At 74.1% G+C, this 26,226-nt stretch carries 22 protein-coding genes and 1 pseudogene; 10 read left to right on the top strand and 13 right to left on the bottom strand.

Features of this window, described 5'->3' with window-relative positions; all coding sequences use genetic code 11:
• Nucleotides 1-5: 5 nt before the first annotated feature.
• Nucleotides 6-878 (bottom strand): glycerophosphodiester phosphodiesterase, encoded by an 873-nt coding sequence (locus AC07A4_RS30210; protein ID WP_478604590.1) that lies wholly within the window; start codon nucleotides 876-878, stop codon nucleotides 6-8.
• A gap of 170 nt (nucleotides 879-1,048) precedes the next feature.
• Between AC07A4_RS30210 and AC07A4_RS30205 the strand changes: the two genes are divergently transcribed.
• The gene (locus AC07A4_RS30205; protein ID WP_478604588.1) at nucleotides 1,049-1,801 is read left to right on the top strand and encodes a bifunctional DNA primase/polymerase; all 753 of its coding nucleotides are present in this window, start codon (nucleotides 1,049-1,051) and stop codon (nucleotides 1,799-1,801) included.
• Nucleotides 1,802-1,894: 93 nt separating this feature from the next.
• Here the strand turns inward: AC07A4_RS30205 and AC07A4_RS30200 are convergent, their stop codons facing one another.
• From AC07A4_RS30200 to AC07A4_RS30170, 7 genes are all read right to left on the bottom strand, one after another.
• Nucleotides 1,895-2,869 (bottom strand): SCO2278 family lipoprotein, encoded by a 975-nt coding sequence (locus tag AC07A4_RS30200; protein ID WP_478604585.1) that lies wholly within the window; start codon nucleotides 2,867-2,869, stop codon nucleotides 1,895-1,897.
• Between the two features lie 74 nt (nucleotides 2,870-2,943).
• Entirely contained in the window at nucleotides 2,944-3,816 is an 873-nt protein-coding gene (efeU, locus tag AC07A4_RS30195; protein WP_478604582.1) for an iron uptake transporter permease EfeU, read from the bottom strand.
• 4 nt (nucleotides 3,817-3,820) lie between these two features.
• Nucleotides 3,821-5,095: an iron uptake transporter deferrochelatase/peroxidase subunit gene (gene efeB, locus AC07A4_RS30190; RefSeq protein WP_478604581.1), complete on the bottom strand. Its 1,275-nt coding sequence runs from the start codon at nucleotides 5,093-5,095 to the stop codon at nucleotides 3,821-3,823.
• 47 nt (nucleotides 5,096-5,142) lie between these two features.
• Nucleotides 5,143-6,300 (bottom strand): iron uptake system protein EfeO, encoded by a 1,158-nt coding sequence (efeO, locus tag AC07A4_RS30185; RefSeq protein WP_478604578.1) that lies wholly within the window; start codon nucleotides 6,298-6,300, stop codon nucleotides 5,143-5,145.
• Between the two features lie 138 nt (nucleotides 6,301-6,438).
• The gene (locus tag AC07A4_RS30180) at nucleotides 6,439-7,287 is read right to left on the bottom strand and encodes a heme ABC transporter ATP-binding protein (protein ID WP_478604576.1); all 849 of its coding nucleotides are present in this window, start codon (nucleotides 7,285-7,287) and stop codon (nucleotides 6,439-6,441) included.
• Nucleotides 7,284-8,384, bottom strand: coding sequence for a FecCD family ABC transporter permease (locus tag AC07A4_RS30175; RefSeq protein ID WP_478604574.1), 1,101 nt, complete (start codon nucleotides 8,382-8,384; stop codon nucleotides 7,284-7,286). Before AC07A4_RS30175 ends, AC07A4_RS30180 begins: the two co-directional genes overlap by 4 nt.
• A 13-nt stretch (nucleotides 8,385-8,397) precedes the next feature.
• Entirely contained in the window at nucleotides 8,398-9,408 is a 1,011-nt protein-coding gene (locus tag AC07A4_RS30170; RefSeq protein WP_478604572.1) for a heme/hemin ABC transporter substrate-binding protein, read from the bottom strand.
• Nucleotides 9,409-9,499: 91 nt separating this feature from the next.
• Between AC07A4_RS30170 and AC07A4_RS30165 the strand changes: the two genes are divergently transcribed.
• From AC07A4_RS30165 to AC07A4_RS30155, 3 genes are all read left to right on the top strand, one after another.
• A complete protein-coding gene (locus tag AC07A4_RS30165) occupies nucleotides 9,500-11,017 on the top strand; it encodes an HtaA domain-containing protein (RefSeq protein WP_478604569.1) in 1,518 nt (505 codons plus the stop codon).
• An 89-nt stretch (nucleotides 11,018-11,106) separates the two neighbouring features.
• Complete coding sequence (locus AC07A4_RS30160; RefSeq protein ID WP_478604567.1) at nucleotides 11,107-12,636, top strand: HtaA domain-containing protein; 1,530 nt, start codon at nucleotides 11,107-11,109, stop codon at nucleotides 12,634-12,636.
• A 171-nt stretch (nucleotides 12,637-12,807) separates the two neighbouring features.
• Entirely contained in the window at nucleotides 12,808-13,584 is a 777-nt protein-coding gene (locus AC07A4_RS30155) for a PhzF family phenazine biosynthesis protein (protein WP_478605038.1), read from the top strand.
• A 138-nt stretch (nucleotides 13,585-13,722) separates the two neighbouring features.
• Here the strand turns inward: AC07A4_RS30155 and AC07A4_RS30150 are convergent, their stop codons facing one another.
• Together AC07A4_RS30150 and map are read right to left on the bottom strand one after the other, a co-directional pair.
• Nucleotides 13,723-14,415 carry a biliverdin-producing heme oxygenase gene (locus AC07A4_RS30150; RefSeq protein WP_478604564.1) on the bottom strand — a complete coding sequence of 231 codons (693 nt, stop codon included), beginning with the start codon at nucleotides 14,413-14,415 and terminating at the stop codon, nucleotides 13,723-13,725.
• Between the two features lie 126 nt (nucleotides 14,416-14,541).
• Complete coding sequence (map, locus tag AC07A4_RS30145) at nucleotides 14,542-15,399, bottom strand: type I methionyl aminopeptidase (RefSeq protein ID WP_478604562.1); 858 nt, start codon at nucleotides 15,397-15,399, stop codon at nucleotides 14,542-14,544.
• Nucleotides 15,400-15,467: 68 nt separating this feature from the next.
• On the opposite strand from map, the gene AC07A4_RS30140 reads away from it, so the two are divergent.
• Nucleotides 15,468-15,701 (top strand): hypothetical protein, encoded by a 234-nt coding sequence (locus AC07A4_RS30140; RefSeq protein ID WP_478604560.1) that lies wholly within the window; start codon nucleotides 15,468-15,470, stop codon nucleotides 15,699-15,701.
• A gap of 61 nt (nucleotides 15,702-15,762) precedes the next feature.
• Here AC07A4_RS30140 and AC07A4_RS30135 read toward each other — a convergent pair whose 3' ends face one another.
• Both AC07A4_RS30135 and AC07A4_RS30130 read right to left on the bottom strand, forming a co-directional pair.
• Nucleotides 15,763-17,034: an MFS transporter gene (locus tag AC07A4_RS30135; protein WP_478604558.1), complete on the bottom strand. Its 1,272-nt coding sequence runs from the start codon at nucleotides 17,032-17,034 to the stop codon at nucleotides 15,763-15,765.
• Nucleotides 17,035-17,094: 60 nt separating this feature from the next.
• On the bottom strand, nucleotides 17,095-17,706 hold the full coding sequence (locus AC07A4_RS30130) for a hypothetical protein (RefSeq protein WP_478604556.1): 612 nt from the start codon (nucleotides 17,704-17,706) through the stop codon (nucleotides 17,095-17,097).
• Nucleotides 17,707-17,786: 80 nt separating this feature from the next.
• Here AC07A4_RS30130 and AC07A4_RS30125 point away from each other — a divergent pair, with 80 nt between their 5' ends.
• From AC07A4_RS30125 to AC07A4_RS30115, 3 genes are all read left to right on the top strand, one after another.
• Nucleotides 17,787-18,872 carry a sialidase family protein gene (locus tag AC07A4_RS30125; RefSeq protein ID WP_478604553.1) on the top strand — a complete coding sequence of 362 codons (1,086 nt, stop codon included), beginning with the start codon at nucleotides 17,787-17,789 and terminating at the stop codon, nucleotides 18,870-18,872.
• 36 nt (nucleotides 18,873-18,908) lie between these two features.
• Nucleotides 18,909-19,613 carry an NADPH-dependent F420 reductase gene (npdG, locus tag AC07A4_RS30120; RefSeq protein WP_478604551.1) on the top strand — a complete coding sequence of 235 codons (705 nt, stop codon included), beginning with the start codon at nucleotides 18,909-18,911 and terminating at the stop codon, nucleotides 19,611-19,613.
• A gap of 97 nt (nucleotides 19,614-19,710) precedes the next feature.
• Nucleotides 19,711-19,902, top strand: a complete 192-nt coding sequence (locus tag AC07A4_RS30115) for a hypothetical protein (RefSeq protein ID WP_478604548.1) — start codon at nucleotides 19,711-19,713, stop codon at nucleotides 19,900-19,902.
• Here the strand turns inward: AC07A4_RS30115 and AC07A4_RS30110 are convergent.
• Nucleotides 19,892-20,686 (bottom strand): site-2 protease family protein, encoded by a 795-nt coding sequence (locus AC07A4_RS30110; protein ID WP_478604546.1) that lies wholly within the window; start codon nucleotides 20,684-20,686, stop codon nucleotides 19,892-19,894. The genes AC07A4_RS30115 and AC07A4_RS30110 overlap by 11 nt on opposite strands.
• A 206-nt stretch (nucleotides 20,687-20,892) precedes the next feature.
• Between AC07A4_RS30110 and AC07A4_RS30105 the strand changes: the two are divergent.
• Together AC07A4_RS30105 and AC07A4_RS30100 are read left to right on the top strand one after the other, a co-directional pair.
• Nucleotides 20,893-21,606 (top strand): annotated as a pseudogene (locus AC07A4_RS30105) (AfsR/SARP family transcriptional regulator); the annotation flags it as partial.
• 1,890 nt (nucleotides 21,607-23,496) lie between these two features.
• Entirely contained in the window at nucleotides 23,497-26,226 is a 2,730-nt protein-coding gene (locus AC07A4_RS30100; RefSeq protein ID WP_478605035.1) for an ATP-binding protein, read from the top strand.

Here is a 26,226-nt window from a genome sequence, read left to right as displayed (position 1 = left end):
GCGGCTCACCGCCCGTTCAGCGGGCTCGACAGGCGCCGCGCCGCCTTCCCCGCGCCCTTGACCGGTGTGCGCGACAGCAGCCCGGGAGCGTCCGTGATGACCCCGTTGCAGCCGATCCTGAGCACCCGGTCGCGCTGCGCGGGCGTGGTCACGGTGTGCGCCCACACGCGCGGGATGCCCGAGTTGACCGCCCGCCGCAGGTCCTCGTCCCGGGCCTTGTAGTCCACGTCCAGGACGTCGACGAAGGACCGCCAGCGCTCCGGGCGGTCAGCGCGCAGCTGCCGCTTCGAGCGCCACAGCTGCGCGAGCAGCCCCAGGTGGTGGGCGCGGCGCGCGACCCAGGGCCGGTTGGTGTTCACGAACACCGAGCGGGCCAGGCCCCGTTCGTGGATCATCGCGCTCAGCCGCGTCAGGCTCTCGGGGTCCTTGGCCTCCAGCATCAGCATGACCCGGCCGCCGAACCGGTCCAGGACCTCCGCGACCGTCGGCGGCCGCTCGATCCGCCACAGGCCCGGCACCTGCCCCTGCGGCCGCAGGCGCACGTGCTGCCACTCGCGCTGGGTCAGCATGTTCACCGGGCCCTCCGCGTACGTCGTACGGTTCAGGGTCGCGTCGTGCATCACCACGAGTGTGCCGTCGCGCAGTATCCGCGTATCGGCGTCGATGACCTGCGCCGTGCCCCGCTCGTACGCCGCCATCAGGCCGGACATGCTGTTCTCCGGCACTTCTAGGGCGCCGCCGCGGTGGGCGGTGTACACGAACCGCGGGAGCGCGTCGACGGTGAGCGGGCCGCCGCCCCACTCCAGCGGTGCCAGGAAGGCGGAGGGCCCGGTGAGGGCCAGGGCGGTGACGCCCGACAGCACAGTCCGTGTGACCATGGCGACCACCGTAGGAGCGTAAAACGCCACTTCGCCCGCAATGACGCGTTTTATCACCCCCCGCCTTGCATCACCCCAGCTACCCCGGATGTGGGCTACGGCCACCCGGGGAGCAGGATGGTGGGACCATAGGTCATGCTGTTCCGCACAACGGCGAAGTGAGGGGATAGATGGGCGCGGAGTTCGGCCGGACGTCCGGCGCGCAGAGCAGGATCTCCCAGTGGCTTCGCCGCCGGGCCCGCGCGGGTGCCGACGGCGGGAACGCCGGTGCGGCCGCGCACCGCGAGGACCTGCTGCTCGCCGTCGCCGCCGCGGGACTGCCGCTCGCCCCCGCCGCGCACCCCGCCGGGTACCGCTGCTCCTGTGACCGCATCGGCTGTCCCACCCCCGCCCGGCACCCGGTCTCCTTCGCCTGGCAGACGCAGTCCACGACCGACCGCGCGCAGATCGAGCGCTGGGCGCGGCACCAGCCCCAGGCCAACTTCATCACCGCCACCGGCATGGTCCACGACGTCCTTGACGTGCCCCTGGACGCCGGGCGCCCGGCGCTCGCGCGGCTGCTCGCCGAGGGCGTCGACGTAGGGCCCGTCGCCGAGTCCGAAGGGGCACACGACCAGGGGCGGATGCTGTTCTTCACCGCGACGCGCGGGACGCCCGAGGACGAGGACGAGTGGTGGCCGTGCGAGCTGGACTGCCACCCCGAGACGATGGACGAGCACCCGGGCCTGCGCTGGCACTGCCGCGGGTCCTACGTCCTGGTGCCGCCCGCGCGACTGCCGGGTGACCTGGCGGTCGGCTGGGTGCGGGGGCCGGAGTTTCCGCTGCCTGACCCGCTGACGCTGCTGGAGACTCTCACCGATGAATGTGCTCGGTACGTGGGGGAGCCGCAGGGGGATGCTGCCGCTTGGCCCCTGCGGGGCTGAGGCCTAGTTCGACGGTTGCCCGGTACCTGGGCTGTGCCCACCCGTTCCGCCCTCTGGGCGGACCAGCTGCCCACAGCAGGTGCGACGTTCAGATCACTCGCCCTTCGCGCCCACCAGGCCCTGCATGCGGCCCAGTATCCGCACCTCTCCTGAGCCCTTGGGGGTCAAGGACACCTGGTTGGAGACGCGTTCCAGGGTCACCGACTGTTTGGCGTCGCCCTTCATGAGGGCCTTGACGTCCGGTTCGATGTCGACCGTGAGGCCCTTGGACGCGGTCTGCTTCTCGTAGTGGTGCGTGGAGAAGAACACCAGGGCGCCGCCGTCGCGGGTGCGCAGGCCGACGGGGGCGAACGCGCCGGTGTTCTGCGGCTGGTCGATGTACTGCACGGCCAGGCCAAGGCGCTTGCCGTTCCGGTCGCGGGCCTGCTTCCACTGCGAGGTGTGCGGCCCCGGCGCGAACGTCTCGCCGCCGGACTTCAGATACGCCGCGTACTCCTCGCCGAGCCGCCGCGGCGCCACCGCGAGCCCGCCCCGGCCGACGGGGACCGGCTCCGCGTACCCGTCCTCGTCCTTCCTCAGCCTGGGGACGCGGTCCGCCCGGACCAGGTTCAGATACGTGGCCTCCCACAGCTGGTCGCCGCTGCCGCGGGTGAAGACGATCAGCCAGCGGAAGCCGTGCGGCTTGCGGTTGCCGCGCGCGTCCACGACGAAGAACCGGGGCCAGCCCGCCTTCTTCGGGATCGCGTACCTCACGTCCGTGAACCTCAGCGGTACGGGCCGGGGGTTGCCGCCCGGGTGCTGCACGCGCCGCGCCTTCAGGCCCGCCTGGTTGATGGCGCCGAGCGGACCGGTCACGCGGGCCGCGTCCAGGGCCGGGTCGTAGGCCGCGTCCGCCTTGTTGTAGGCGCGTACGAACTCCTTCAGGGCGCGGGCGGCCTCGGTCTTCGTCGCCGTCGGGATGACCTCCCGCTCGCCGTGCACCGTGACGCAGCCGCTCGCCGTCACCGACAGGGCGGCCACCGCCGCCACCGGGGCACCGAGCCGCCCGAGCCCGCGCAACCTGATCATGGGACCCCTCCGCCTACCCGTTCCCGGGCCCGAACCCTACCCGGGGCCCGTGCGGCGCGGGCGCGCGGGCGCCGTCAGGAACCGGCGGCGTCGGCCTTCGCGGCTTTCGCGGGCTTTGGGGCCCCGCCTCCGGGCGCGGCGGAGCCCGCGCGCGGGGGCGCGAGGAACAGCGCGAGCACCGGGACCAGATACAGCGACCACACGACGACCTGGACCACGGTCGGATTGGGCTGGAAGTTGAACACGCCCTTGAGGAGCGTGCCGTACCAGCTGTCCGGCGGGATCGTCGCGCTGATGTCGAACGCCTTGTTCTCCAGGCCGCCGACGAACCGCGCCTCCTGGAGGTCGTGCACGCCGTACGCGAGGACGCCCGCCGCCACCACGACCAGCATCGCGCCGGTCCAGGTGAAGAACTTCGCGAGGTTGATGCGCAGGGCGCCCCGGTAGAACAGCCAGCCAAGGGCGACCGCCGTGAGCAGCCCGAGCAGCACACCGGCGAGCGGCGCGTGGGTGCCGTCGTTCGACGCCCGCACCGACGCCCACACGAACAGGGCGGTCTCCAGGCCCTCGCGGCCCACGGCCAGGAACGCCGTCGCGACCAGGGCGGCCGTGCCCATCTGGAGGGCCGCGTCGAGCTTTCCGTGCAGCTCGGCCCGCAGGTGCCGCGCGGTGCGCCGCATCCAGAAGACCATCCACGTCACCAGGGCCACCGCGAGGAGCGACAGGGAGCCGCCGAGCGCCTCCTGCGCCTCGAACGTCAGCTCCTGCGAGCCGAAGGTCAGCGCGCAGCCGAAGCCGAGGGAGAGCGCCACGGCCACGCCGATGCCGGACCACACCGGAAGGAGCGCGTCCCGCCGCTCGGTCTTCACCAGGTACGCGACGAGGATGCACACCACGAGGCTGGCTTCCAGGCCCTCGCGCAGGCCGATCAGGTAGTTGCCGAACACGGGCTCACGCCTTCCCGGTGAACAGCGCGCGGCCCCACCAGTCGTCCTTGTCGCGCACGCCGGGCGGGATCGCGAAGACCGCCGAACCGACGTGCTGGATGTACTCGTTGAGCGCGTCCTTCGCCGCGAGGGAGCGCTGCACCGGAATGAAGCCCTCGCGCACGTCGCGCTGGTAGGCGAGGAAGAACAGGCCCGCGTCCAGGCGGCCGAGCCCGTCGGTGCCGTCGGTGAAGGAGTAGCCGCGGCGCAGGATCGTCGCGCCGCCGTTGGTGTCGGGGTGCGCGAGCCGGACGTGCGCGTCGGGCTTCATCGCCTTCAGGAACGGCTCGTCGCGCTCCTTGGCCTTGCCGACCGGGGCGCCCTCGCCCTTGTCGCGGCCGAAGACGTCCTCCTGCTCCCGCAGCGAGGTGCGGTCCCAGGTCTCGACGTTCATGCGGATGCGGCGGGCGACGAGGTAGGAGCCGCCTGCCATCCAGTCCGGTCCTTCCTTCTCGGCGACCCAGACGTGCTTGGCCAGCTGGCCCTCGTCGGTGCCCGAGACGTTGCGGGTGCCGTCCTTGAAGCCCATCAGATTGCGCGGCGTCTGCGCCTCGGGCGTCGTCGACGACGTCTTGCCGAAGCCGAGCTGCGACCAGCGGACGGCGACCTTGCCGAAGCCGATGCGCGCCAGGTTGCGGATCGCGTGCACCGCGACCTGCGGGTCGTCCGCGCAGGCCTGGACGCACAGATCGCCGCCGCCGCGGGCCGCGTCGAGGTTGTCGCCGGGGAACTTGGGCAGGTCCACCAGCGCGTCCGGGCGCTGGCCCGCGAGGCCGAACGCCTCGCCGTACTTCTCGAACAGCGAGGGGCCGAAGCCGATCGTGAGCGTCAGGCGGGAGGGCTTGAGGCCGAGCGCCTCGCCGGTGTCGTCCGGCGGCGCCTCGGGCAGCGAGCCGACCGCGCCCTCGCCGACCGCCTGACCGGCGGTCATCCGCTCCGCCGCGCGCGTCCACTCCTTCAGGAGCGCGACGAACTCCGCGCGGTCGTCCGTCTTCACGTCGAACGCCGCGAAGTGCAACCGGTCCTGCACGGCGGTCGCGATGCCCGCCTGGTGCGCGCCGTGGAAGGCGACGGCGGCCCCGGCCGCCCCCGCGGGCACCGCGTCGGCGCCGGAGTCCGGGCGCGCCATCGCCACCGCGCCGCCCGCGGCCGCGGCGCCGAGCGCGAGCCCGGCCCCGCCCCAGCCGAGCAGCGCGCGCCGCGACGGGGTGCCGGAGCCGGTGTTCCTGTCCTCAGCCATGGCCTGCCTCCCCTGGGTGCGGCCGTGCGTCTGGGTGCGGCCGTGCGTCACTTCTTCTTCACCACGGCCGCCGCCAGCTTCGACAGCGGCTCCGCGAGCGCGTTCACGCCGTCCGACAGCTCCTTGCGGTCCGCCTTGCCGACCTTGTCGTACGAGGTGAAGACGGAGGAGCCCGGCTTCCGGTACCGGTCGAGGAGCTTGCCCAGGGCCGCGAACTGCCGGTCGAGCTCCTTGGCGAGCTCCGGGTTGTTCTCGGAGGCGACGGGCCTGAGCAGCCCGTACGCCTTCTCGGCGCCCTCCAGGTTGGCCTTGAAGTCGACGAGGTCGGTGTGCGAGTAGCGCTCCTCCTCGCCGGTGACCTTGCCGGTGGCGACCTCGTCGAGGAGCTCCTTGGCGCCGTTGGCCATCGACGACGGGGTGATCTCCGCCTTGCCGACGCGCTCGCGCCAGTCGGCGAGGTCCTCGTCGAGCCGGGTCGCGAGGTCCTTCTCGCGCTGCCCGATCTTCTTGTCCTGCCAGAGCGCGCGCTCCAGGCGGTGCCAGCCCGTCCAGTCCTTCTCCGGGTCCTGGCCCTCGTCGAGGCCGTCCTCGCGGACGTCGACCTTGGGGTCGATGTCGCCGAAGGACTCGGCGACCGGCTCGGTGCGCTCCCAGCCGATGCGCGAGGGGGCGTACGCCTTCTTCGCGGCCGCGAGGTCGCCCTTCCTGACCGCGTCGGTGAAGACCTTCACCTTCGGGAGCGTCTCGTCGGCCTGCGCCTGCGCGTAGGCGCGATATTCGGCCACGGCCTTGTCGAGGCGCGGGTCGCGCTTGACGTTCGTGCCGCCGCCGGTGGCCTTCACGTCCTGGCGAATGCCCTTGCCCTTCATGCCGGGCTTGCAGGCGATGCGGTAGTCGCCCGCCTTCACCTCGGCGGTGAGGGTCTGCTGGGTGCCGGGGCCGATGTTCTCGCGCTCGGTGACGATGCGGTCGTCGGGGAAGAGGAGATAGACCTCGGTGACCTTGGAGCCCTTGTTCTCGACGGCCAACTCCACGTGCCCGGCCGGGAATTCCTTCTTCGAGACCTGGCACTCGTCGTCGCTCGCGGTGACCTTGACGGCGCCCGCGCCGCCCTCGCCCTGGCTCTTCTCCGTACAGCCGGAGAGGGCGGTGAGGGCGGCCGCGGTGACGGCTGCGGTCAGCGCGGACAGACGGGCGCGGCGCATGGGGGCTCCAGGATTCCAAGGGACTGGCACCGTGCCAGTGAGGGGACCCTAACTTAGCCGAGCTTTACTTCGGACCCGCCCACGGGGGAGTAAAGCGAAGGTCAAGCGCTGTCCTGAAACCGCCCTCCCGAGCTGTCCTCAGATACCGCCGCGCAGCGGTGTGACCAGCGGTGCTCCTGTGCGCGGATGCGGGAACACCTCGACGGGCTGCCGGTACACCTCTGTGAGCAGCGTCTCGCCGAACACCTCGGCGGGGGTGCCGTCCGCCGCCACCGCGCCGCCGTGAAGCACGACGGCCCGGTCCGCGTACGCCGCCGCGAGCCCCAGGTCGTGCAGGACCACGACCACCGCGTCACCGGCGGCCGCCCGCTCCCGGCAGATCCTGAGGACCAGCTCCTGGTGGCGCAGGTCGAGGGCCGCCGTCGGCTCGTCGAGCAGGAGCAGCGGGGCGCGCTGGGCGAGGACCCGGGCGAGGGCGACCCGGGCGCGCTCGCCGCCGCTGAGGGCGGAGAACGGGCGCGCGGCGAACGCGTCGACCTCGGTGGCCGCCATCGCCTCGGCCACCACGCGGTCGTCGTCGTCCTCCAGGCGCGTCCCGGCCCACGGCGCGCGCCCCATCCGTACGACGTCCTCGACCGGGAACGGGAACGACAGGGTCGCCGACTGCGGCAGCACGGCGCGGCGCAGGGCGAGTTCGGCGGCGGGCCAGTCGGCGGCGGGGCGGCCGCAGATCCGTACGGTGCCGGAGCCCGCGGGAGAGTCGGCGGCGAGCGCGGCCAGCAGGGTGGACTTGCCCGCCCCGTTGGGGCCGACGAGGGCGAGCACCTCGCCCGCGCGGGCCTGGACGGTGACGCCCGTCAGGACGTCCCGCGCGCCGAGGCGCACCCGCAGGTCCACGGCCTCGGCCAGCACGTCGCCGGGCGCCACCGGCCCTGGCAGTTCGCGCTCGCGCGCCCCGAGCAGACGCCTGCCCCACTGCCCGATCATGCCCAGCCTCCTTGCTTGCGGCGGGTCCTGCGCAGCAGCCAGAAGAAGAACGGGCTGCCGAACAGCGCGGTGAGCACGCCGAGCGGCAGCTCGGCGGGCGCGGCCACGGTGCGGGCCGCGAGGTCGGCGCCGACGAGCACCACGGCCCCGCCGAGCGCGCTGCCCGGCACCAGGAACCGGTGTCCCGGCCCCGCCGCCATCCGCAGCAGGTGCGGCACGAGCAGCCCCACGAAGGTGATGATCCCGGCGACGGCCACGGCGGCGGCGGTCAGCAGCGCCACCACCAGAACGAGCACGATCCGCAGCCGCTCCACGTCCACGCCGAGGTGCCGCGCGGGCCGCTCGCCGAGCGCGAGCAGGTCCAGCTTGCGGGCGTACACGGGCGCGACGAGCAGCCCGGCCGCCGCGCAGGGCAGCACGGCGAGCACCTTCGGCCAGGTGGCCTGGGCCAGCGAGCCGAGCTGCCAGAACGTGATCTGGGAGACCTGCGCGTTGTCCGCGAAGAACAGGAACAGGCCGATCAGCGCGCCCGCGAAGGCGTTCACGGCGATGCCGGTGAGGATCAGCGTCACCACTTCGGTGCGGCCGCCCTCGCGCGAGAGGGCGTACACGAGCAGCACGGTGACGAGCCCGGCGACGAACGCGCACACCGTCACCGTCCAGTTGCCGAAGAAGCTCAGGCCGAGCGCGATCGAGCCGACGGCGCCCACGGCCGCGCCGGAGGAGATCCCGATCACGCCGGGCTCGGCCAGCGGATTGCCGAACACGCCCTGCATCAGGGCGCCCGCGCAGCCCAGCGAGGCGCCCACGAGCAGCGCAAGCGTCACCCGCGGAAGGCGCACGTTCCACAGCACGCTCTCGGGGACCCGCTCCAGGGCGTGCCCGCCGAGCCCGATCCGGTGCTGGGCGGAGGCGAGGACGTCGCCGAGCGGGATGTCGTACGCGCCGATGCCCGCCGACAGCAGGCTCAAGACGGCGAGCGCGGCGGCCAGGGCGGCGGTGAGCAGCGCGGGTGCCCCGCGCCGCCCGCGCGGCGCGGCCCCCGCCGCCTCGGCGGGGGCGGCCGCCTCGCGCGCGGGTTTGGCGGTGAGGGTCACTTGGCGTCCTCGGTCACTTGGCGTCCTTGTAGAGCTGGTCCACGATCGAGGCGAGGACCCGGTCGGTGCGCGGGCCGTAGTTCAGGAGCACCCCGTCCTCGACGGACACGACGCGGCGGTCCATGCCCGCGGGCGTCTCGGCCACGCCGGGGATCTTCACCATGCCGTCGACGCCGCCGACGGAGTCCAGGCCCTTGGACATCACCAGGATCGCGTCCGGCGCGGCCTTCGCGAGGGCCTCGCTGGTGATCGCCGTGAAGTCCTTCCCCAGGCCGGACGCCTTGCCCGCGTCCACCGCGCCCGCCGCCTCAAGGAGGGAGCTCGCGCCCGACTCGCGGCCGCCGAGCAGATAGACGGAGGCGGAGCCGCGCAGGTACAGGAAGGCCACGCGCGGCTTGCCGCCCCGGTGCGGCACGGCATCGCGCACCTTCTGGATGCGCTGTGCGGTACGGGACTTCAGCCGCGCGCCCGCCTGGGGCACGCCGAGGGCCTTGGCGACCGCCTCGATGCGCGGGCCGACGTCGCCGAGGCTCTTGGCCGGGTCGAGGACGACGACGGGGACGCCCGCGTCGCGGATCTGGTCGATCGCCTCGGCGGGCCCGGTGGTGGTGTCGGCGAGGACGACCGTCGGCTTCAGGGAGAGCACGCTCTCCGCCGACACGTCGTGGGCGCGCGTCACCACCGGCAGCTTCTTGGCCTGGTCGAAGGTGGCCGTGATGTCGCGGGCCACCACGTGCGAGCCGAGCCCGAGCGTGAACACGATCTCGTTCAGGCTGCCGGTGAGCGGCACGATCCGGTCGGTGTCCTTGACCGTGACCTTCTTGCCGTCGGCGGAGGGGACGGTCACCGGGAGCTTCGCGACGGGCTTGCCCGCGAGCGGCTCGACCCGGTCGGCGTGGGCGGCCTTCGCCCGCGGCGCGCCGCCCCCCGATCCGCCGTCGTCGGAGGTTCCGCATCCGGCGAGGGCCAGCGTGAGGACGGCGGCCAAGGCGCCGACCGTCCTGAGTGAGCGCGGCTTGCGCACCGAAGTCCACCGTCCTGTCGTGAGGTTCCCCGTTGAGGCGATCTTAGTTTAGGTTAGCCTTACCTTATCGAGCTAGACCTGGAGGGGACCCATGCCGTCGTCCAGACCGCCGCGTGCGCGCGGTGGCCACGGCGTCCGCACCATCGCCGTGGCCGTACTGGCCGGACTCGTCACCGCGCTGCTCCCGGCGGCCGCCGCCCACGCGGAGGAGCGCACCGTGCGCGGCGGCAGGCTCGACTGGGGCATCAAGTCCTCGTTCCAGAGCTATGTCACCGGGCCCGTCGCCCAGGGCAGTTGGAACCTCCAGGGCGGCGCCGCGACCGTCGGCGGCAGCCAGTTCCGCTTCCACTCGGCGAAGGGCGCCTACGACCCGGAAAGCGGCGGCTTCAGCGCCGCGTTCGCGGGCGGCGTGCACTTCGTCGGGCACAAGAAGGGCTCCTCGTACCAGCTCGACCTGACGATCAGCCGCCCCACCGTCAAGGTCTCCGGCGGCTCCGGCACGCTCTACGCCGACATGGTCAGCAAGGCCAAGGGCAGCGGCAAGGTCACCTCGACCGCGCAGGTGCCGCTCGCCTCGCTGAACCTGTCGGGCATCAACATGAAGGGCGGCAGCGGGCCGATCGCCCTCACCCACATCCCCGCGACCCTCACCGCGCAGGGCGCCAAGGCCTTCGCCGGGTACTACACGGCGGGCACCCGCCTCGACCCGGTCAGCCTGTCCACGGACCTCGCGGCGGACCGGAAGCCGGACGGCGAGCCGTCAACGAAGCCCGGCGACAAGGCCGATGAGAAGGGCAAGGCCGACAAGGACGGCAAGGGCGACGGCAAGCGGGACGGCCGGAAGAAGAAGGACAAGGACAAGGCCGCCGGGCGCATCGAGGACGCGGCCGTCGACTGGGGCGTGCGCCGCACCTTCCGCGAGTACGTCTCCGGCTCCATCGCCCAGGGCAAGTGGACGCTCACCTCCGGCGCCCAGGACGGCGGCGCGCTGTTCCGCTTCCCGCGCGGCGAGGGCACGTACGACGAGAAGAAGCGCACCCTGGCGGCGGACTTCACGGGTGCCGTCCGCTTCACCGGCAAGCACGGGCTCGACATCGCCCTGAGCCGCGTCGCCGTCGGCGTCAAGGACGGCGAGGGCACGCTCTACGCCGACGTCGACAGCGGGGACTTCACCAAGAAGAAGGCGCCGATCGTCACCTTCACCGCCAAGGAGCTGACCGGGCTCACGCCGCGCGGCGGCCTGATCGCCGTCACCGAGGCGCCCGCGAAGCTCACCGCCGACGGGGCCAAGGCCTTCGGGTCGATGTACAAGGCGGGCACCGCGATGGACCCCGTCTCCCTCGCCGTCGCCGTCGACACGAAGGCGCAACTGCCCGCGCTGCCCGACCTCGGCTCGTCCCCGGCGCCGAAGAAGGCCGCGGAGCCGAAGCCGGAGCGGGCCGCCAAGGCCTCCGACGACGCGGACTCCTCCGGCTCCTCGGCCCTGCCCCTCACCCTCGGCGCCGTCGCCGCCCTGCTCGTCGCGGCGGCCGTGGCCTTCGGGTTCGCCCGCAAGCGGCGGGCGGCCACCGCGGCCGCGCCCACGGACGACACCTCCGAAACCCCCTGATCCCGCCTCACCCCCCCGTCCCCGTCACCACCCCCTCACCCCACCCCGCTCTCTTCCCCCTCCCTCCCCCCCCCGAGGAGCAATTGACCATGGCAGCCACCCGCCGTCCCATAGCCCGCACGGCCGCCGTCGCGACGGCCGTCGTGCTCGGCGCGAGCACCCTCACCCTGCCCGCGCTCGCCGCCGACGAGCCCGCGGGCACCGACCGGGCGCCGCAGGCGCCGACGGCGTTCACCATCACGGACGGCACCCTGGACTGGGGTCTGAAGGAGTCCTTCCGCAAGTACGTCACCGGCATGGCCGCGGGCAAGATCACGACCACCGGCGGCGCCAAGCAGGCCCCGGACAACGGCGCGTTCACGTTCGTCGGCGGCAAGGGCACCTACGCGCTCACGGACCACGTGACGAAGGTCGCCTTCAAGGGCGCCGTCCGCTTCACCTCCCAGGCCCACCGCTTCGACATCGCCATCGCCGACGTCAAGGTGCACACCAAGGGCAAGACCGGCGCGATCAAGGCCGACGTCACGCTCAACGGCGCCAAGCAGAACGACATCGACCTCGCCACGCTCGACCTGAGCGCCGTGCGCCCCGGCCACGGCGAGGGCGGCGCGATGACGTTCAAGGACATCCCGACGACCCTGACCGCCGCCGGGGCGAAGGCCTTCAACGGCATGTACCAGAACGGCGAGGTGCTCGACCCGGCCACGCTCACGGTTCTGCCCGGCGGCACCGCGCCGTCGCCGGACCCCAAGCCCACGCCCACCACCCCGACCAAGCCGCCGAAGCCCACCCAGAAGCCGACGCCCAAGCCGACCGCCAAGCCCACCACCCCGGCCAAGCCCAAGAAGGTCGTCGGCGGCAAGCTGTCCTGGGGCCTGAAGGAGAGCTTCCGCCGCTACATCTCCTCCGGCGGGACCATCACGACGGCCGGCGGCGCCAAGAAGAAGACCGGCGGCTTCGACTTCCCGTACGGCAAGGCGAAGTGGAACGCGAACGCCAAGACGGTCGACGCCTCCTTCGGCGGCAGCGTGCGCTTCCGCTACCGGGGGCACGGCATCGACATGACGTTCAGCGACCTCAAGGTCAAGGCGAGCGGCAAGAAGGGCACGCTGTACGCCGACGTGAAGGCGCAGGGCCGCACCCGCGACAACGTGAAGTTCGCGACGCTCGACCTGTCCAGGGCCTCGTACGCCGCCAAGAACGACGTGGTCCTGCTCAAGAAGGTGCCCGCGAAGTTCACGGCGGCGGGCGCCAAGCAGTTCGCCAACGAGACCACGGGATCGCCCTACCGCGCCGGTGACCCGATCGACCCGGTGACGGTGGCGCTCACCCTGTCCGACCGGGCCGTCCTGCCGTCGTCCTCCGGCTCCTCCACCATGGGCGGCGACAACGGCCCCGTGCCGAACGGCTCCGCCGGGTCCGGCTCCGTGGGCGGCGGCGGTTCGGTCGGCGGCGGGTCCGTGGGCGGGTCCGGCGGCGACACCGGGGCCCTCGCCGAGACCGGCGCCGGGGCGCCGTCGAGCGCGCTGCTCGGCGTCGCGGGCGCGGTCGTCGTGGCGGGCGCGGGCGCGATGTACGCGGCGCGGCGGCGCGGTACGGGCCACGGGGCGCGGGCCTGACACAGGTGAACCGCCGGGCGCGCCCGGCGGTGTGACGAGGCCAACTCCCTCTCAGGCGCCGCGCGTCCGCGCGGCGCCTGATGCTTGAATGCCCAAGTGACCGAAGAACGCGTATCCGAGGCGCCCGCCTGCGACGTGCATGAGACAGCCGACGTGCACGAGGCCGTCGACGTGTACGAGGCCGCCGACGTTCATGAAGGGGTCGACGTCGTGCGTGTCTTCTGCGCGCCCGACGGCCGGCACGGCAACGAACTCGGCGTCGTCAGGGACGGGGGGCGCCTGCCCGCGCGCGAACAGCGGCAGGCGCTCGCCGGGAAGCTCGGCTTCAGCGAGACGGTGTTCGTCGACGACCCCGAGCGCGGCGACATCGACATCTACACGCCCACCACCCGGCTGCCCTTCGCCGGGTACCCCTGCGTCGGCACCGCCTGGCTCCTGGACCTGCCCGAGCTCGTCACGTCCGCCGGGGTCGTCGAGGCCCGCCAGGACGGGGAGTTCAGCTGGATCACGGCGCGCGCGGAGTGGGCGCCGCCGCGGACGCTGCGCGCGTACGGCTCCGCGGCGGAGGTGGAGGCGCTCGCCGTGCCGCCCGCCGGGGAGTGGATCTACGCCTGGGCGTGGGAGGACGAGGCCGCGGGGCGGGTGCGGGCGCGGGGGTTTCCCGGGCGGGATGACGGGATCGCCGAGGACGAGGCCACGGGGGCGGCGGCGCTGCTCCTGACCGAGCTGCTGGGGCGGGCCCTCAACATCACGCAGGGGCGGGGGTCGCAGATCCTCACCGCGCCCGGGCCCGGTGGGCTCATCGAGCTCGGCGGTCGCGTGGCGCTCGCGGTGCCCTCGCGGGGCGCCCCAGGCCCGCCCCTTCCCGATCCGGGTGCGGCTGCCCCCGTTCCCCCGCTCAAAGCCATTGGCGCTCCGCGCCTCGTCCTCAAACGCCGGACGGGCTGAAACGTCGCCTGCTCGGGTCTGGCTTTTCCCACCCACCCACGCGCGAGCCGCTAGGTCGGGGGGTGCGGGGGCAGCCGCAGGTGTAAGGGCGGGCGGGTGGGAGAAGACAGCCCGTCCGGCGTTTGAGGACAGGGAGGGTCACGCCGCCCGGGGGAACTCGTGGCCCAGGGCGGTGAAGACCCCGGTGTTCAGGGCGAAAGCCCGCTTGCACTCCTCGACGATCCGATGCCGCTCCAGCTCGTCCGGCACCACCACGTCGATCCCGTCGAGCAGCTCGCGATAGCTCCGCTTGAACGCCGCCGGGTTGGGGATCCCGTCGAAGACGTAGAACCGGACGCCGTCGCCCTTCTTGGCGAACCCCCAGGTCTTCTCGGCCTTGTCCCGGATGATCTGGCCGCCGGAGAGGTCGCCCAGATAGCGGGTGTAGTGGTGGGCGACGTACCCGCCGGGCCACGTGCGCGCGCACTCCGAGACCCGCTCCGCGTACGCGGCCGTCGCGGGCAGCGCGCTGGCGCGCGAGCGCCAGTCGGCGCCCCGCAGGTGCGCGAGGTCGCGTTCGAGCTCGGCGACGCGCAGCAGCTCGGGCCGTATGAAGGGACCGGCGACGGGGTCGTCGCGCAGGGCCTCGGCGCCGTCTTCCAGGGCGCGGTAGACGAACCACAGCTGTTCCGTGTACCGGGCGTAGGCGTCCACGCCCAGGCGGCCGCCAAGCAGGTCGCCCATGAACGTGGACGTCTCCGCCTCCGTGTGCTGTTCGTGGGACGCGGTGCGGATCACCGTGGAGAACGGCGTGGGCGTGAGCCGGGTGGGCTGGGGGATCTCCGAGTCCATGGGGACCTCCGGGTGCCGAAAGGGGCGGGAAACCAGTGTGGTCAGCACCGATCATCCAAGTTAGGCTTACCTAAGTCAACTGGTTCCCGACGCCCTGTCGGTAAAAACACTACGCGCCGTTCCGATTCACGGCAGCGTGAGGATCTCCGTCCCGGTGTCCGTCACCACCAGCGTGTGCTCGAACTGCGCGGTGCGCTTGCGGTCCTTGGTCACGACCGTCCAGCCGTCGTCCCACATGTCGTACTCGTGCGTCCCGAGCGTCAGCATCGGCTCGATCGTGAACGTCATGCCCGGCTGGATCACCGTGGTCGCGTGCGGGCTGTCGTAGTGCGGGATGATCAGGCCGGAGTGGAAGGACGAGTTGATGCCGTGGCCGGTGAAGTCGCGGACCACGCCGTAGCCGAAGCGCTTGGCGTACGACTCGATGACGCGGCCGATGATGTTGACCTGGCGGCCCGGCCTGACGGCCTTGATGGCGCGGTTCAGGGATTCACGGGTGCGCTCGACCAGGAGCCTGGACTCGTCGTCGACGTCGCCCACCAGGTACGTCGCGTTGTTGTCGCCGTGCACGCCGCCGATGTACGCGGTCACGTCCAGGTTGACGATGTCGCCGTCCTTCAGGACGGTGGAGTCCGGGATGCCGTGGCAGATGACCTCGTTGACCGACGCGCACAGCGACTTCGGGAAGCCGCGGTAGCCGAGCGTCGAGGGGTAGGCGCCGTGGTCGCACATATAGGCGTGCGCGATCCGGTCGAGTTCGTCGGTGGTCACCCCTGGCGCGATCGCCTTCGCGGCCTCCGCCATCGCGCGCGCGGCGATGCGGCCCGCCGTGCGCATCAGCTCGACGGTCTCCGGGGTCTGCACCTCCGGCCCGGTGTACGGCGTCGGTGCGGGCTTGCCGACGTACTCCGGGCGCCTGATGTTCCCGGGCACGGAACGGGTGGGAGAGAGCTCCCCTGGTACGAGCAGTGACTGGCCAGACATGCCAGCGAGTCTAACGAGCGCCGGTGGGGCAGCATGGCGGGAGAGAGCGCGGCAGGAAGGAGCCGGTCATGGCCCTGTTCAAGAAGCGGACCGCCGGGAAACCGGGCGAGTGGTACTACTGCCTGGAGCACAAGAAGGTCGAGGAGGGCCCCGAGTGCCCGGGCAAGGACCGGTTCGGCCCGTACGCCTCCCGGGAGGAGGCCACGCGCGCCATGGAGACGGCCGCCGAGCGGAACCTGGAGTGGGAGACGGACCCCCGCTGGCACGACGCCGAGTCCCGGGGCGACTCCGGCGAGAAGTGACGCGCCCCCGGGGCGGCGGCGCGCGCCACCACCGGGCCGGGGCGCCCCTTCCGGTACGGGCCTAGGTCGTGGCGGCAGCGGCCTCGCGCCGCCGCCGCGCGTGCTCGTCCGTGCGCGCGTCGTACGAGAGCAGCGACGGCAGCACCGCGCACAGCCCCACCACCGCGCCCACGCAGACCAGGCCGCCGGACCAGATGGCGGGGCGGGTGCCCGACCACCCGGCGGCCGCACCGGCGCGCACCTGGCCGAGCTGGGGGCCGACGCTGTAGGAGAGCACCTCGATGCCCGCGAGGCGGCCGCGCAGCTCGTCGGGGATCGTCTGGTTCCAGATGGTGCTGCGGGCCAGACCGCTGAGCATGTCGCCCGCCCCGGCGAAGGCGAGGGCGACCAGGACCAGCCACACGTTGGACAGCAGGCCCGCCGCCGTGATGGCGAGGCCCCAGCCCGCCGCCCCGCACACCACGAGCAGCCCGTGCCGCCGCACCCGTGACGTCCAGCCGCTGGTGAGGCTGAGCAGCAGCGAGCCGACGGCCCCCGCGGCGTACATCAGGCCGAGCGACCACGGCGCGTCCAGGTCGTCCGCGAGGAAGGGGAAGATCGTGTTGGGGAAGGCGAAGACCATGGCGGCGCCGTCGATGGCGTACGTACCGAGGAGCACCGGCCGCGACCACGCGTACCGCGCGCCCTCCGCGAGCCCCCGCAGCGACGGCTTCTGGGCGTCGTGCGCGGCGGGCGCGGGCGACAGGCGGGTGCACAGGGCCACCGAGGCGGCGAAGCCGACGACCGTGACCGCGTACGCGCTGGCGTGCCCGGCGTAGGCGACGACGACGCCCGCGAGGGCGGGCCCGGCGATCGCCCCGACGTTCCAGCGCAGCGAGTTCAGCGCGGCGGCCGCCGTCAGCTGGTTGTGCGGCACGATCTTCGCCATCAGGGAGTCAAGGGCGGGCCGCTGCAGCCCGGCGAGCCCGGAGACGCCCGCCGCCACCAGGTACAGCGGCCACAGCTGCGGGCTCGGCAGCAGCGCGTTCAGGAACAGCACCAGGGCGAGGAGGCCGAGCGCCGCCTCCGTGAGCAGGATGACCTTGCGGCGGTCCACCGCGTCCGCGAGCGCGCCCCCGTACAGACCGCAGACGATCAGCGGGACGAGCTCGACGGCGCCCATCGCGCCGACGGCGACCGGCGAGTCCGTGAGGTCCTTGATCTGCAGGGGCAGGGCGATCAGCGCCATGAAGCTGCCGAAGTAGGTGACCAGACCCTGCACCCAGAGCAGCCGGAAGTCCCGGGTGGAGCGCCAGGGGGAGAGGTCGGGCAGTATCGCGGCGATTCGTTTCACGAGGGGACATGGTCAGCGGCGCGGACGCACTGGTGCAAACCATTTACCTGCGGCCTGCACTCACCAGCGCGCCGGAGGCGGCGCCGTCAGCTGGTCCGCGAGCCGGGACAGGCGGTCGCGCACGCGCCGCCGCCCCCGGGGCGCGGGCAGGCTGTTCTCGCCCGCCGCCGCGCTCACCAGGTGCTGGACCGTGTCCAGGTCGAGCTCCGCGGCGCGCGGCACGCACAGCGCCTCGTGGGCGAGCCCGCCGAGGTCCGCCGCCGGGTCGGCGGCCGCGCCGAGCGCGAAGACCGTCGCGCCCGCCCGCCGCGCGTCGTGGATCCGCGAGAGCAGGCCGGGCGGGGGCTCGTCCGGCGCGACCACGAGCACCGTCTCGCCGCGCCGGGCCGCCTCGACGCGGCCGAGGCCCACCGCCAGGTGCGCGGGCGCCCCCGGCCGCGGCCGGTGCCGCACCAGGGTCGGCGCCAGCTCGGGCGTGCCGGACCAGGCCGCCTCGTCGACGAGGTGCGCGGCCAGGTGCCAGGGCTCGTACGCCGGGGTGCCCACCAGGAGCAGACCGCCGCCGCGCGGCACCACGCTGGCGCGCAGCGCGCCCGCGAAACGGCGCGTGGCGCCCGGCCATTGGGTCCCGTCGAGAACGTCGCGCAGCAGCGCGACCCGTACCGCGTCCATGAGGGCGCATACTGCCGCAACAGGCTATTCGTACAGCCGGAGTTCACCATGAATTCCCCCGAGGTGGGGAAGGGGTCGAGATGGCAGTGGAGACAGATGAGGCGTCCGTTCCGTTCCGGGCGGGCCGCGAAGGATACGCCAGCTTCCGCATCCCGGCGGTCGTCGTCGCGCACGACGGCTCCGTGCTCGCCTTCTGCGAGGGCCGGGTCGGCTCGCAGGAGGACTTCGGGAACATCGACATCGTCCTGAAGAGGTCCGCCGACGGCGGCCGCACCTGGGGCCCGCTCCAGGTCGTCGGCGCCAACGGCACCGACCTCGCGGGCAATCCCGCCCCCGTCGTCCTCGACACGGGACGCATCCTGCTCGTGCAGGTCAGGAACGCGGCCGAGGCCACCGAGGAGGCCATCAGGCGCGGCCGGGTCGCCCCGGCGGACGGCCGCAGGGTCTGGCAGCAGCACAGCGACGACCACGGCCGCACCTGGTCGGCGCCCCGGGAGATCACCAAGCAGGTGAAGCGCGCCAACTGGCGCTGGTACGCGACCACGCCGGGCCACGCCATCCAACTCGACGGCGGCCGCGTCGTCGTGCCCGCCAACCACTCCCTGCCGCCCACCGGCACCGACGACGGCACCGAGGGCCGCTACAACGGCGGGCACTGCCTGCTGAGCGACAACCTCGGCCAGACCTGGCGCATCGGCTACGTCGACGACAACACCAACGGCTACATCAACGTCAACGAGACCACCGCCGCCGAACTCCCCGACGGCCGCGTCTACTTCAACACCCGCAACGACTCACCCGCCCCCGGCAACCGCGCCGACGCCCACTCCGAGGACGGCGGCGCGAGCCTCGTCAAGCCCTTCCGGCCGCAGTCCTGCCTCACCGGGCCCGTCGTCGAGTGCGCCGTGCTCCAGCTGCGCGACCCCGACCTGCTGCTGTTCTCCGGCCCCGCCGACCCCGGCTTCCGCGCCCGGATGAGCCTGCGCGCGAGCGACGACGACGGCACCACCTGGACCCGCGTCCACACCGTCGACGGGCTGCCCGCCGCCTACTCCGACCTCGTCCGCGTCGACGAGGACACCCTCGGACTCCTGTACGAGACCGGGGACTTCAGCGCGTACGAGACCATCACCTTCCGGCGGGTGCCGCTCGACTGGCTCACCTGAGAGCGGGCCCCGCGAGCGCGGACGTAGGGTCTGACCATGACTTCTACGGAAAGTGTGCAGAAGGCGCCCGCCAAGGACCCCTGGGACCTGCCCGACGTGTCCGGGCTCGTCGTCGGCGTCCTCGGCGGCACCGGCGACCAGGGGCGCGGGCTCGCCTACCGGCTCGCCCGCGCCGGACAGAAGGTGATCATCGGTTCCCGCGCCGCCGAGCGCGCCGAGGCCGCGGCCGCCGAACTCGGCCTCGGCGTCGAGGGCGCCGACAACGCCGAGTGCGCGCGGCGCAGCGACATCGTGATCGTCGCCGTGCCGTGGGACGGCCACGCCAAGACCCTTCAAGCGCTGCGCGAGCCGCTCGCGGGCAAGCTCGTCGTCGACTGCGTCAACCCGCTCGGCTTCGACAAGAAGGGCGCCTTCGCGCTCAAGCCGGAGGAGGGCAGCGCCGCCGAGCAGGCCGCCGCGCTGCTTCCCGAATCGCGGGTGACGGCCGCCTTCCACCACCTGTCGGCCGTGCTGCTCCAGGACGAGTCGATCGACGAGATCGACACCGATGTGATGGTCCTCGGCGAGTCCCGCGCCGACACCGACGCCGTGCAGGCGCTCGCCGCCCGCATCCCCGGCATGCGCGGGGTCTTCGCCGGGCGTCTGCGCAACGCCCACCAGGTGGAGTCCCTGGTCGCCAACCTGATCTCCGTCAACCGGCGGTACAAGGCGCACGCGGGGCTGCGCGTCACCGACGTGTAGGCCGTTGCCCCGGCGCGCGGGGCATGGGGGACACTGGTGCGGCACGTCCGTCCGGAAAGCCGCAAAGCCGTCACGCTGTGATCAGGAGCCGAACCCCATGCCCCGCCTAGCGCTGTACACCCTCGTCGTCTGCGCCCTCGCCGTCGCCGCCGCGGTGGTCTCCTTCGTCCAGGGCAGCCTGCTCGGCATCGTGTGGGTGTTGCTCGCGGGTCTCTCGTCCAACATGACCTGGTACTACTACCGGCGCGCCAAGCTCGAGCGGGCGGCGCGGGCGGCCGCTAGCCACTGATTCCGGGGATGTCCGGAGTGCCCTGCCAGAAGCGGTAGAGGCGCTGGCCCCAGTACGTGTCCCACTCCTCGACGCCGAGGCCGCGCAGGATCGCGTCGACCGCGTCGAAGAAGGCGTGGTTGACCTCCGGGATCCACAGGACGCCGAACACCGCGAGCAGGCCGAACGGCGCGAACGGCTCCACCTGGCGGCGCACCGCGTGCGACAGCCAGGGCTCGATGACGCCGTAGCCGTCCAGGCCCGGGATCGGCAGGAAGTTCAGGATCGCCGCCGTCACCTGGAGCAGCGCGAGGAACGCGAGCGCGTACCGGAACGTGTCCGGGACGCCGTCAAGCGCGTCCAGCCAGAACGGCGCCGTGCACACGATCGCGAACAGGACGTTCGTGAGCGGGCCCGCCGCCGAGATCAGGCTGTGCCGCCAGCGGCCCCGGATGCGGCCGCGCTCGATGAACACGGCACCGCCCGGCAGACCGATGCCGCCCATGATCACGAAGAGGACGGGCAGCACGATGCTGAGCAGCGCGTGCGTGTACTTCAGCGGGTTGAGCGTCAGATAGCCCTTCGCCCCGACGGAGATGTCCCCGCCGTGCAGGGCGGTGCGGGCGTGCGCGTACTCGTGCAGGCACAGGGAGACGATCCAGGCGGCCGTCACGAACAGGAAGACGGCGAAGCCCGGATTGTCCGCGAACCCCGTCCAGGCGGCCCAGCCGCTCGCCGCGGTGACGGCGGCGATGCCGAGGAAGACGGGGCTGACCCGGCGGTCGCCGTGGGTGTGGCCGGTCATGGTGCGGGTCTCCTGGGGTGGGTGCGATGCCGTACGCCCGGCGGGGCGAGCCCGACCGTACAGCAGGACCCGGTCAACGTCCGGCGACGGCGAGGTGGTTCCACGGCCGGTGTACGGGGCGTCGCCGTGGCCGGAGGTGACCGGTGCCGCGGGCGGGTGCGGGAGGCCGAACTCGGCGTCCGCGCGGGAGCGGTGACAATGGGAGCGTGCGATACCGCGTTCTAGGCGTCACCCGGGCGGTGCGCCCCGACGGCACCCGTGCCGCCGTCGGGGGCGCCCGCCTGCGCGCCCTGCTCGCGGCACTCGCGCTGCGGCCGGGGCGCACCGTCCCGGTGGCCGTCCTGGTCGACGAGGTGTGGGGCGCCAAGCCCCCGGCCGACGCGGCCGGGGCCCTGCAGGCGCTTGTGGGCCGACTGCGCAAGGCGCTCGGCGCCGACGCCGTCGCCCTGGCGGACGGCGGCTACCAGCTGCGGGCGACGCCCGACGACGTGGACGCGTACCGCTTCGAGCGCCTCGTCGGCGAGGGCACCCGCGCCCTGGCCGACGGCGACCCGGCCAAGGCCGCCGCCGTCCTCGACGACGCGCTCGCGCTCTGGCACGGCGAGGCGTTCGCGGACCTGCCCGAACACACGGCGGAGGCGTCCCGCTGGGCCGCCCGCCACCTGGAGGCGCGCCGCGCCCGGCTCACCGCCGCGCTCGCCCTGGGCCGGGCCGAGTCCACCCTGCCCGAACTCACCGCCCTGTGCGGCACGCACCCCCTTGACGAGGCCCTCCAGGCCCTGCGCCTGCGCGCGCTGCGCGACGCGGGCCGCGCGGCGGAGGCCCTGGCGGCGTACGAAGAGATCCGCCGCGTCCTCGCCGACCGCCTCGGCACCGACCCGGGCCCCGAACTCCGCACCCTCCACGAGACGCTCCTCCGCTCCGGGGGCCGCCCGGGCGCCCGTGTCCCGGGCCGGGACACGGGCCGGGCGCTGCGGCCGGGAGGTACCGGGGGGTGGGGATCTAGGGGGGAGCGGGTTTCGGGGGTGGGGGCTGGTGGGGTTTCGGGTTTGGGGGATGGCGGGTCTGTGGGGGTGGGGGCTGGTGAGGCCTCGGGTTTGGGGGATGCCGGGTCCGTGGGGGCGGGGGCTGGTGGGGTTTCGGGTTTGGGGGATGGCGGGTCTGTGGGGGTGGGGGCTGGTGAGGCCTCGGGTTTGAGGGATGCCGGGTCTGTGGAGGCTGGGGCTGGTGGGGCCTCGGGCTTGGGCGCTGGTGGGGTTTCGGGTTTGGGGGATGCCGGGTCCGTGGGGGCGGGGGCTGGTGAGACCTCGGGCTCGGGGGCTGCCGGGTCCCCGGGGGCGAGGGATGCCGGGTTCCCGGGGCCGGAGGCTGATAGGTCTGCGGGGCCGGAGGCTGTCGGGGCCCTGGAGTCTGGGGCTGTTGGGTCTACGGGTTCCGGCCATGTCGGGCTCCCGGGGGCTGAGGCCGCCGGGTCTCCGGTTTCCGGCCAACCCGGGGGCGGGCCGGGGGCTGGGGCTCCTGGGGCTCCTGGGGCTGTTGGGCCGCCTGGGTCTGTTGGGTCTCCGGTTTCTGGCCGTGCTGGGGCTCCGGCGTCGGGGGCTGGTGGGTCTGCGGTGCCGGAGTCTGGTGAGGCTTTGGCGTCTGGGCGTGCTGGGGCTCCGGGGTCCGGGCGTGCTGGCGCTCCGGGGTCCGGCTGTGCTGGGTCTCCGGAGTCCGCCCGCGCTGGGTCGCCGGAGTTGGGGGCTGTGGGGGCCTCGCCGTCCGTGCCTGCTGGGCCGGTACCGTCCGCCCTTGCGGGGTCGCCGGAGTCTGCGTCTGCCGGGTCGCCGGAGTCGGGGGCTGTCGGGGCCTCGCCGTCCGTGCCCGCTGGGCCGGTACCGTCGGCCTCCGCTGGGTCTCCGGCGTCCACCGGGGCCGGGGCCCCGCCGCCTGTGCCTGCTGGGCCGGTGCCGTCGGCCCCTGCCGGGGCACCGGGGGCCGCTCTTGCCGGGTCGCCGGAGTCGGAGGCTGTCGGGGCTCCGCAGCCCGCGCCCGCTGGGCCAGCGCCGTCGGCCTCTGTCGGGTCGCCGTCGTCTGCTCTTGCTGGGTCGCCGGAGTCGGGGGCTGTGGGGGCCTCGCCGCCTGTGCCTGCTGGGTCAGTGCCGTCGGCCTCTGTCGGGTCGCCGTCGTCCGCTCTTGCTGGGGCACCGGAGTCTGCCTCTGCCGGGTCGCCGGAGTCGGGGGCTGTGGGGGCCTCGCAGCCCGCGCCCGCTGGGCCGGTGCCGTTGGCTTCTGTCGGGTCGCCGTCGTCCGCCCTTGCCGGGGCACCGGAGTCTGCCTCTGCCGGGTCGCCAGAGTCGGGGGCTGTCGGGGCTCCGCCGCGCGTGCCCGCTGGGCCGGTGCCGTCTGCCTCCGCTGGGTCTCCGGCGTCCACCGGGGCCGGGGCCCCGCCGCCTGTGCCTGCTGGGCCGGTGCCGTCGGCCCCTGCCGGGGCACCGGGGTCCGCCCTTGCCGGGGCACCGGAGTCGGGGGCTGTCGGGGCTCCGCCGCCCGCGCCCGCTGGGCCAGCGCCGTCCGCCCCTGCCGGGTCGCCGTCGTCCGCGCCCTCGGGTGCCACGGACCTGGCCGGTGCGGGAACTGCTGGGCCGGGGGCGGCTGGCTCGGTTCCGGGTGCTCCGGGTGCTCCGGGCGCGGCCGCTTCCGGGCCCGCCGCTCCGGGCTCGGCTGGGCCGGGGCCGGTCGCTTCGGGCCCGGCTGTCGCGGGTCCACCTGCCGCGGGCCCCGGCGCCCCAGGTCCGCACGCCCCGGCTCCGGCCGCCCCCGACCCCGCCTTGGGGCCGGGCGCCGCCGCCCAGCCGCCCGCCACTCAGCCGCCCGTCGCCGCCCAGCCGCCCACCGCCCCGACCGCCCTCGGGCAGCCAGGCGCTTGGCCGCCGAGCACCGCCCCGGCCCCCGCCGCCCCCGCGGCCCCGGCGGCCCCGGCGGCCCCCGGCAACCTCCGCGCCCGCCTGACCTCCTTCGTGGGGCGCGGTGGCGATATCGATGCCATCCGGGCGGACCTGGAGCGGGCCCGGCTCGTGACGCTGGTGGGGCCCGGTGGGGCCGGGAAGACGCGGCTTTCGCAGGAGGCGGCCGAGGCCGTGGCGCTGCCCGACGGGGTGTGGCTCGCGGAGCTCGCGCCCGTGGACGACCCGGACGACGTGCCGGAGGCCGTCGTCACCGCGCTCGGGGCCCGCGAGACCGTGCTGCGCGGCGCGGGCGCCGAAGAGCTGCGGGCGGCGGCGGAGCGCGCCGCCGACCCCGTGGCCCGGGTCATCGAGTACTGCTCGCCGCGCCGCATGCTGCTCATCCTGGACAACTGCGAGCACGTCATCGACGCCGCCGCCCACCTCGCCGAGCGGCTCCTGGCCAGCTGCCCCGGCCTGACGGTCCTCGCCACCAGCCGCGAACCCCTCGGCGTCCCCGGCGAGGCCCTGCGCCCCGTCGGACCGCTGCCGGAACCCTTCGCGCTGCGGCTGCTCGCCGACCGGGGCCGCTCCGCGCGCCCGGACTTCCGCACCGAGGACGACCCGCAGGCGGCCGCCGAGATCTGTCTGCGCCTGGACGGCCTGCCGCTGGCCATCGAGCTGGCGGCGGCCCGCCTGCGGATGCTCACCCCGCGCCAGATCGCCGACCGCCTCGACGACCGCTTCCGGCTCCTGACCAACGGCGCCCGCACCGTGCTGCCGCGCCAGCAGACCCTGCGCGCCGTCGTCGACTGGTCCTGGGACCTCCTCGACGCCGCCGAACGCGCCGCCCTGCGCCGCCTCTCGGTCTTCGCGGGCGGCTGCGACCTCGCCGCCGCGGAGGCCGTGTGCGGCGCCGACGGCTACGACACGGCGGACACGGCGGGCACGGCGGGCACCGGTGACGCCCCCGCCGTGCGCGTCACCGCCCACGACGTGCCCGGCCTGCTCGGCTCCCTCGTCGACAAGTCCCTCGTCGTCGCCGCCCCTTCGGCCCACGGCGACGCGATGCGCTACCGGCTCCTGGAGACCGTCTACGAGTACGCCGTGGAACGCCTGGACGAGGCGGGGGAGCGCGCCGCCGCCGAACGCGCGCACCTCACGTACTTCCGGGAGCTGGCCCGGGTCACCGACCCCGAGCTGCGCGGGCACGGGCAGCGCGCGGCGATCCGGACCCTGGGGACGGAGTACGAGAACCTGCGCACCGCCCTGCGCCGCGCCATCGCCGCCCGCGACGAGCAGGAGGCGCTGTGCCTGGTGCTCTCCCTGACCTGGTTCTGGCAGATGCGCGACCTGCGGGCCGAGGCCCGGCACTGGTCCGGCGAGGTCACGGCGCTCGGCCCGGACCCCTTCGCCGGTCCCGTCGTCCCGGTGGCGCCGCTGTACGAGCGCTGCACGGACGCCCCGCCCCCGATGGCGCCCGACGTCCTCGCCGAGGCCCGGCGCGGCGTGCACCTCGTCGAGCTGTCCTGCATGGACATGGACCCGGACGCCTGGCAGACGCCGGAGGCGACCCGCAAGCTGCGCGCCATCCGCGACACCTACCGCCCCGGCATGCCGCAGACCTGCCGCAACCCGGGCAGCCTGTGGTTCTACGCCGTCCTCATGACCGGGGACGTCAGCCGGGTCCGGTCGATCGTCGACGAGACCGTGGCCGCCTGCCGCGCCTTCGGCTACACCTGGGAGCTGGCCGCGGCCCTGCAGTGGCGGGCCAACATCCTCGCCAACCGCGTCGACTGGGCGGGCGACGCGGCCCGGGACGCCGACGAGGCGATGGAGATCTTCACCGGGCTCGGCGACGTCTGGGGCGCGGCGGAGGCGCTGTCCTCGCGCGGCGAGGCCCACGAGCGGCGCGGGGCGTACCTGCGCGCGGCCGAGGACTTCGAGGCCGCGATGGCACACGCCGAGGAGCTGGGCGCCAAGGCCCAGGTGGCCCTCCTGGCGGCCCGGCTCGGCGCGGTGCTCATCGAGGCGGGCGAGGAGGGGCGCGGCGAGGCGCTGCTGCGGCGGGTCGTGGACGAGTCCACCGGGCGCCTCGACGGGGCGCTGCCCGCCGCCCGCATCTTCCTCGTCGGACTGCTCGGCATGACGGGCCGCGTCCCCGAGGCGCGCGAGCAACTGGCGCTGCTTCGCGCGGAGTTCAGCGCCGTCGGCTTCGCCGTCTTCGACAGTACGGTGCTGTCCATCGAGGCCTGGCTCAACACCGTCGAGGGCCGTTACGAGGACGCCCTCGCGACCGTCGGGGACGCCCTGGTGAAGGCCGCCGACCCGCTGTCGCAGATGGTGGCCCCGCAGTTGCTCTCCATCCACCTGGGCACCACGGCCCGCGCGCTCGCCGCGCTCGACCCGGGCCGCGCCCGCGCCGCCGCCCGGCTGCTCGCGGTGGCCGACCGGCGGCTGCCGCCCGGCCATGTGCGGAGCATCTTCGAACGGGAGGTCCGCGAGGCCGCCGAGGCGGCCGTCCGGGCGGCCCTCGACGACGCGGAGTACGCCGCGGCCTACGCCGAGGGCGACGGCCTCACCTGGGAGGAGGCCGCCGCCGCGGCGGGTCTGTGA

This window comes from Streptomyces sp. NPDC043996, assembly GCF_056435225.1.
The sequence above is the reverse complement of the archived record's forward strand: the minus strand, read 5'-3'. Positions and strand labels throughout refer to the sequence as shown.

What these genes read in the sequence shown, in the direction of transcription:
- AC07A4_RS30210 (WP_478604590.1), bottom strand. Translation starts at nt 878, where the DNA reads ATGGTCACACGGACTGTGCTGTCGGGCGTCACCGCCCTGGCCCTCACC.
- AC07A4_RS30205 (WP_478604588.1), top strand. Translation starts at nt 1,049, where the DNA reads ATGGGCGCGGAGTTCGGCCGGACGTCCGGCGCGCAGAGCAGGATCTCC.
- AC07A4_RS30200 (WP_478604585.1), bottom strand. Translation starts at nt 2,869, where the DNA reads ATGATCAGGTTGCGCGGGCTCGGGCGGCTCGGTGCCCCGGTGGCGGCG.
- efeB (WP_478604581.1), bottom strand. Translation starts at nt 5,095, where the DNA reads ATGGCTGAGGACAGGAACACCGGCTCCGGCACCCCGTCGCGGCGCGCG.
- efeO (WP_478604578.1), bottom strand. Translation starts at nt 6,300, where the DNA reads ATGCGCCGCGCCCGTCTGTCCGCGCTGACCGCAGCCGTCACCGCGGCC.
- AC07A4_RS30180 (WP_478604576.1), bottom strand. Translation starts at nt 7,287, where the DNA reads ATGATCGGGCAGTGGGGCAGGCGTCTGCTCGGGGCGCGCGAGCGCGAA.
- AC07A4_RS30165 (WP_478604569.1), top strand. Translation starts at nt 9,500, where the DNA reads ATGCCGTCGTCCAGACCGCCGCGTGCGCGCGGTGGCCACGGCGTCCGC.
- AC07A4_RS30160 (WP_478604567.1), top strand. Translation starts at nt 11,107, where the DNA reads ATGGCAGCCACCCGCCGTCCCATAGCCCGCACGGCCGCCGTCGCGACG.
- AC07A4_RS30150 (WP_478604564.1), bottom strand. Translation starts at nt 14,415, where the DNA reads ATGGACTCGGAGATCCCCCAGCCCACCCGGCTCACGCCCACGCCGTTC.
- map (WP_478604562.1), bottom strand. Translation starts at nt 15,399, where the DNA reads ATGTCTGGCCAGTCACTGCTCGTACCAGGGGAGCTCTCTCCCACCCGT.
- AC07A4_RS30140 (WP_478604560.1), top strand. Translation starts at nt 15,468, where the DNA reads ATGGCCCTGTTCAAGAAGCGGACCGCCGGGAAACCGGGCGAGTGGTAC.
- AC07A4_RS30130 (WP_478604556.1), bottom strand. Translation starts at nt 17,706, where the DNA reads ATGGACGCGGTACGGGTCGCGCTGCTGCGCGACGTTCTCGACGGGACC.
- AC07A4_RS30125 (WP_478604553.1), top strand. Translation starts at nt 17,787, where the DNA reads ATGGCAGTGGAGACAGATGAGGCGTCCGTTCCGTTCCGGGCGGGCCGC.
- npdG (WP_478604551.1), top strand. Translation starts at nt 18,909, where the DNA reads ATGACTTCTACGGAAAGTGTGCAGAAGGCGCCCGCCAAGGACCCCTGG.
- AC07A4_RS30115 (WP_478604548.1), top strand. Translation starts at nt 19,711, where the DNA reads ATGCCCCGCCTAGCGCTGTACACCCTCGTCGTCTGCGCCCTCGCCGTC.
- AC07A4_RS30110 (WP_478604546.1), bottom strand. Translation starts at nt 20,686, where the DNA reads ATGACCGGCCACACCCACGGCGACCGCCGGGTCAGCCCCGTCTTCCTC.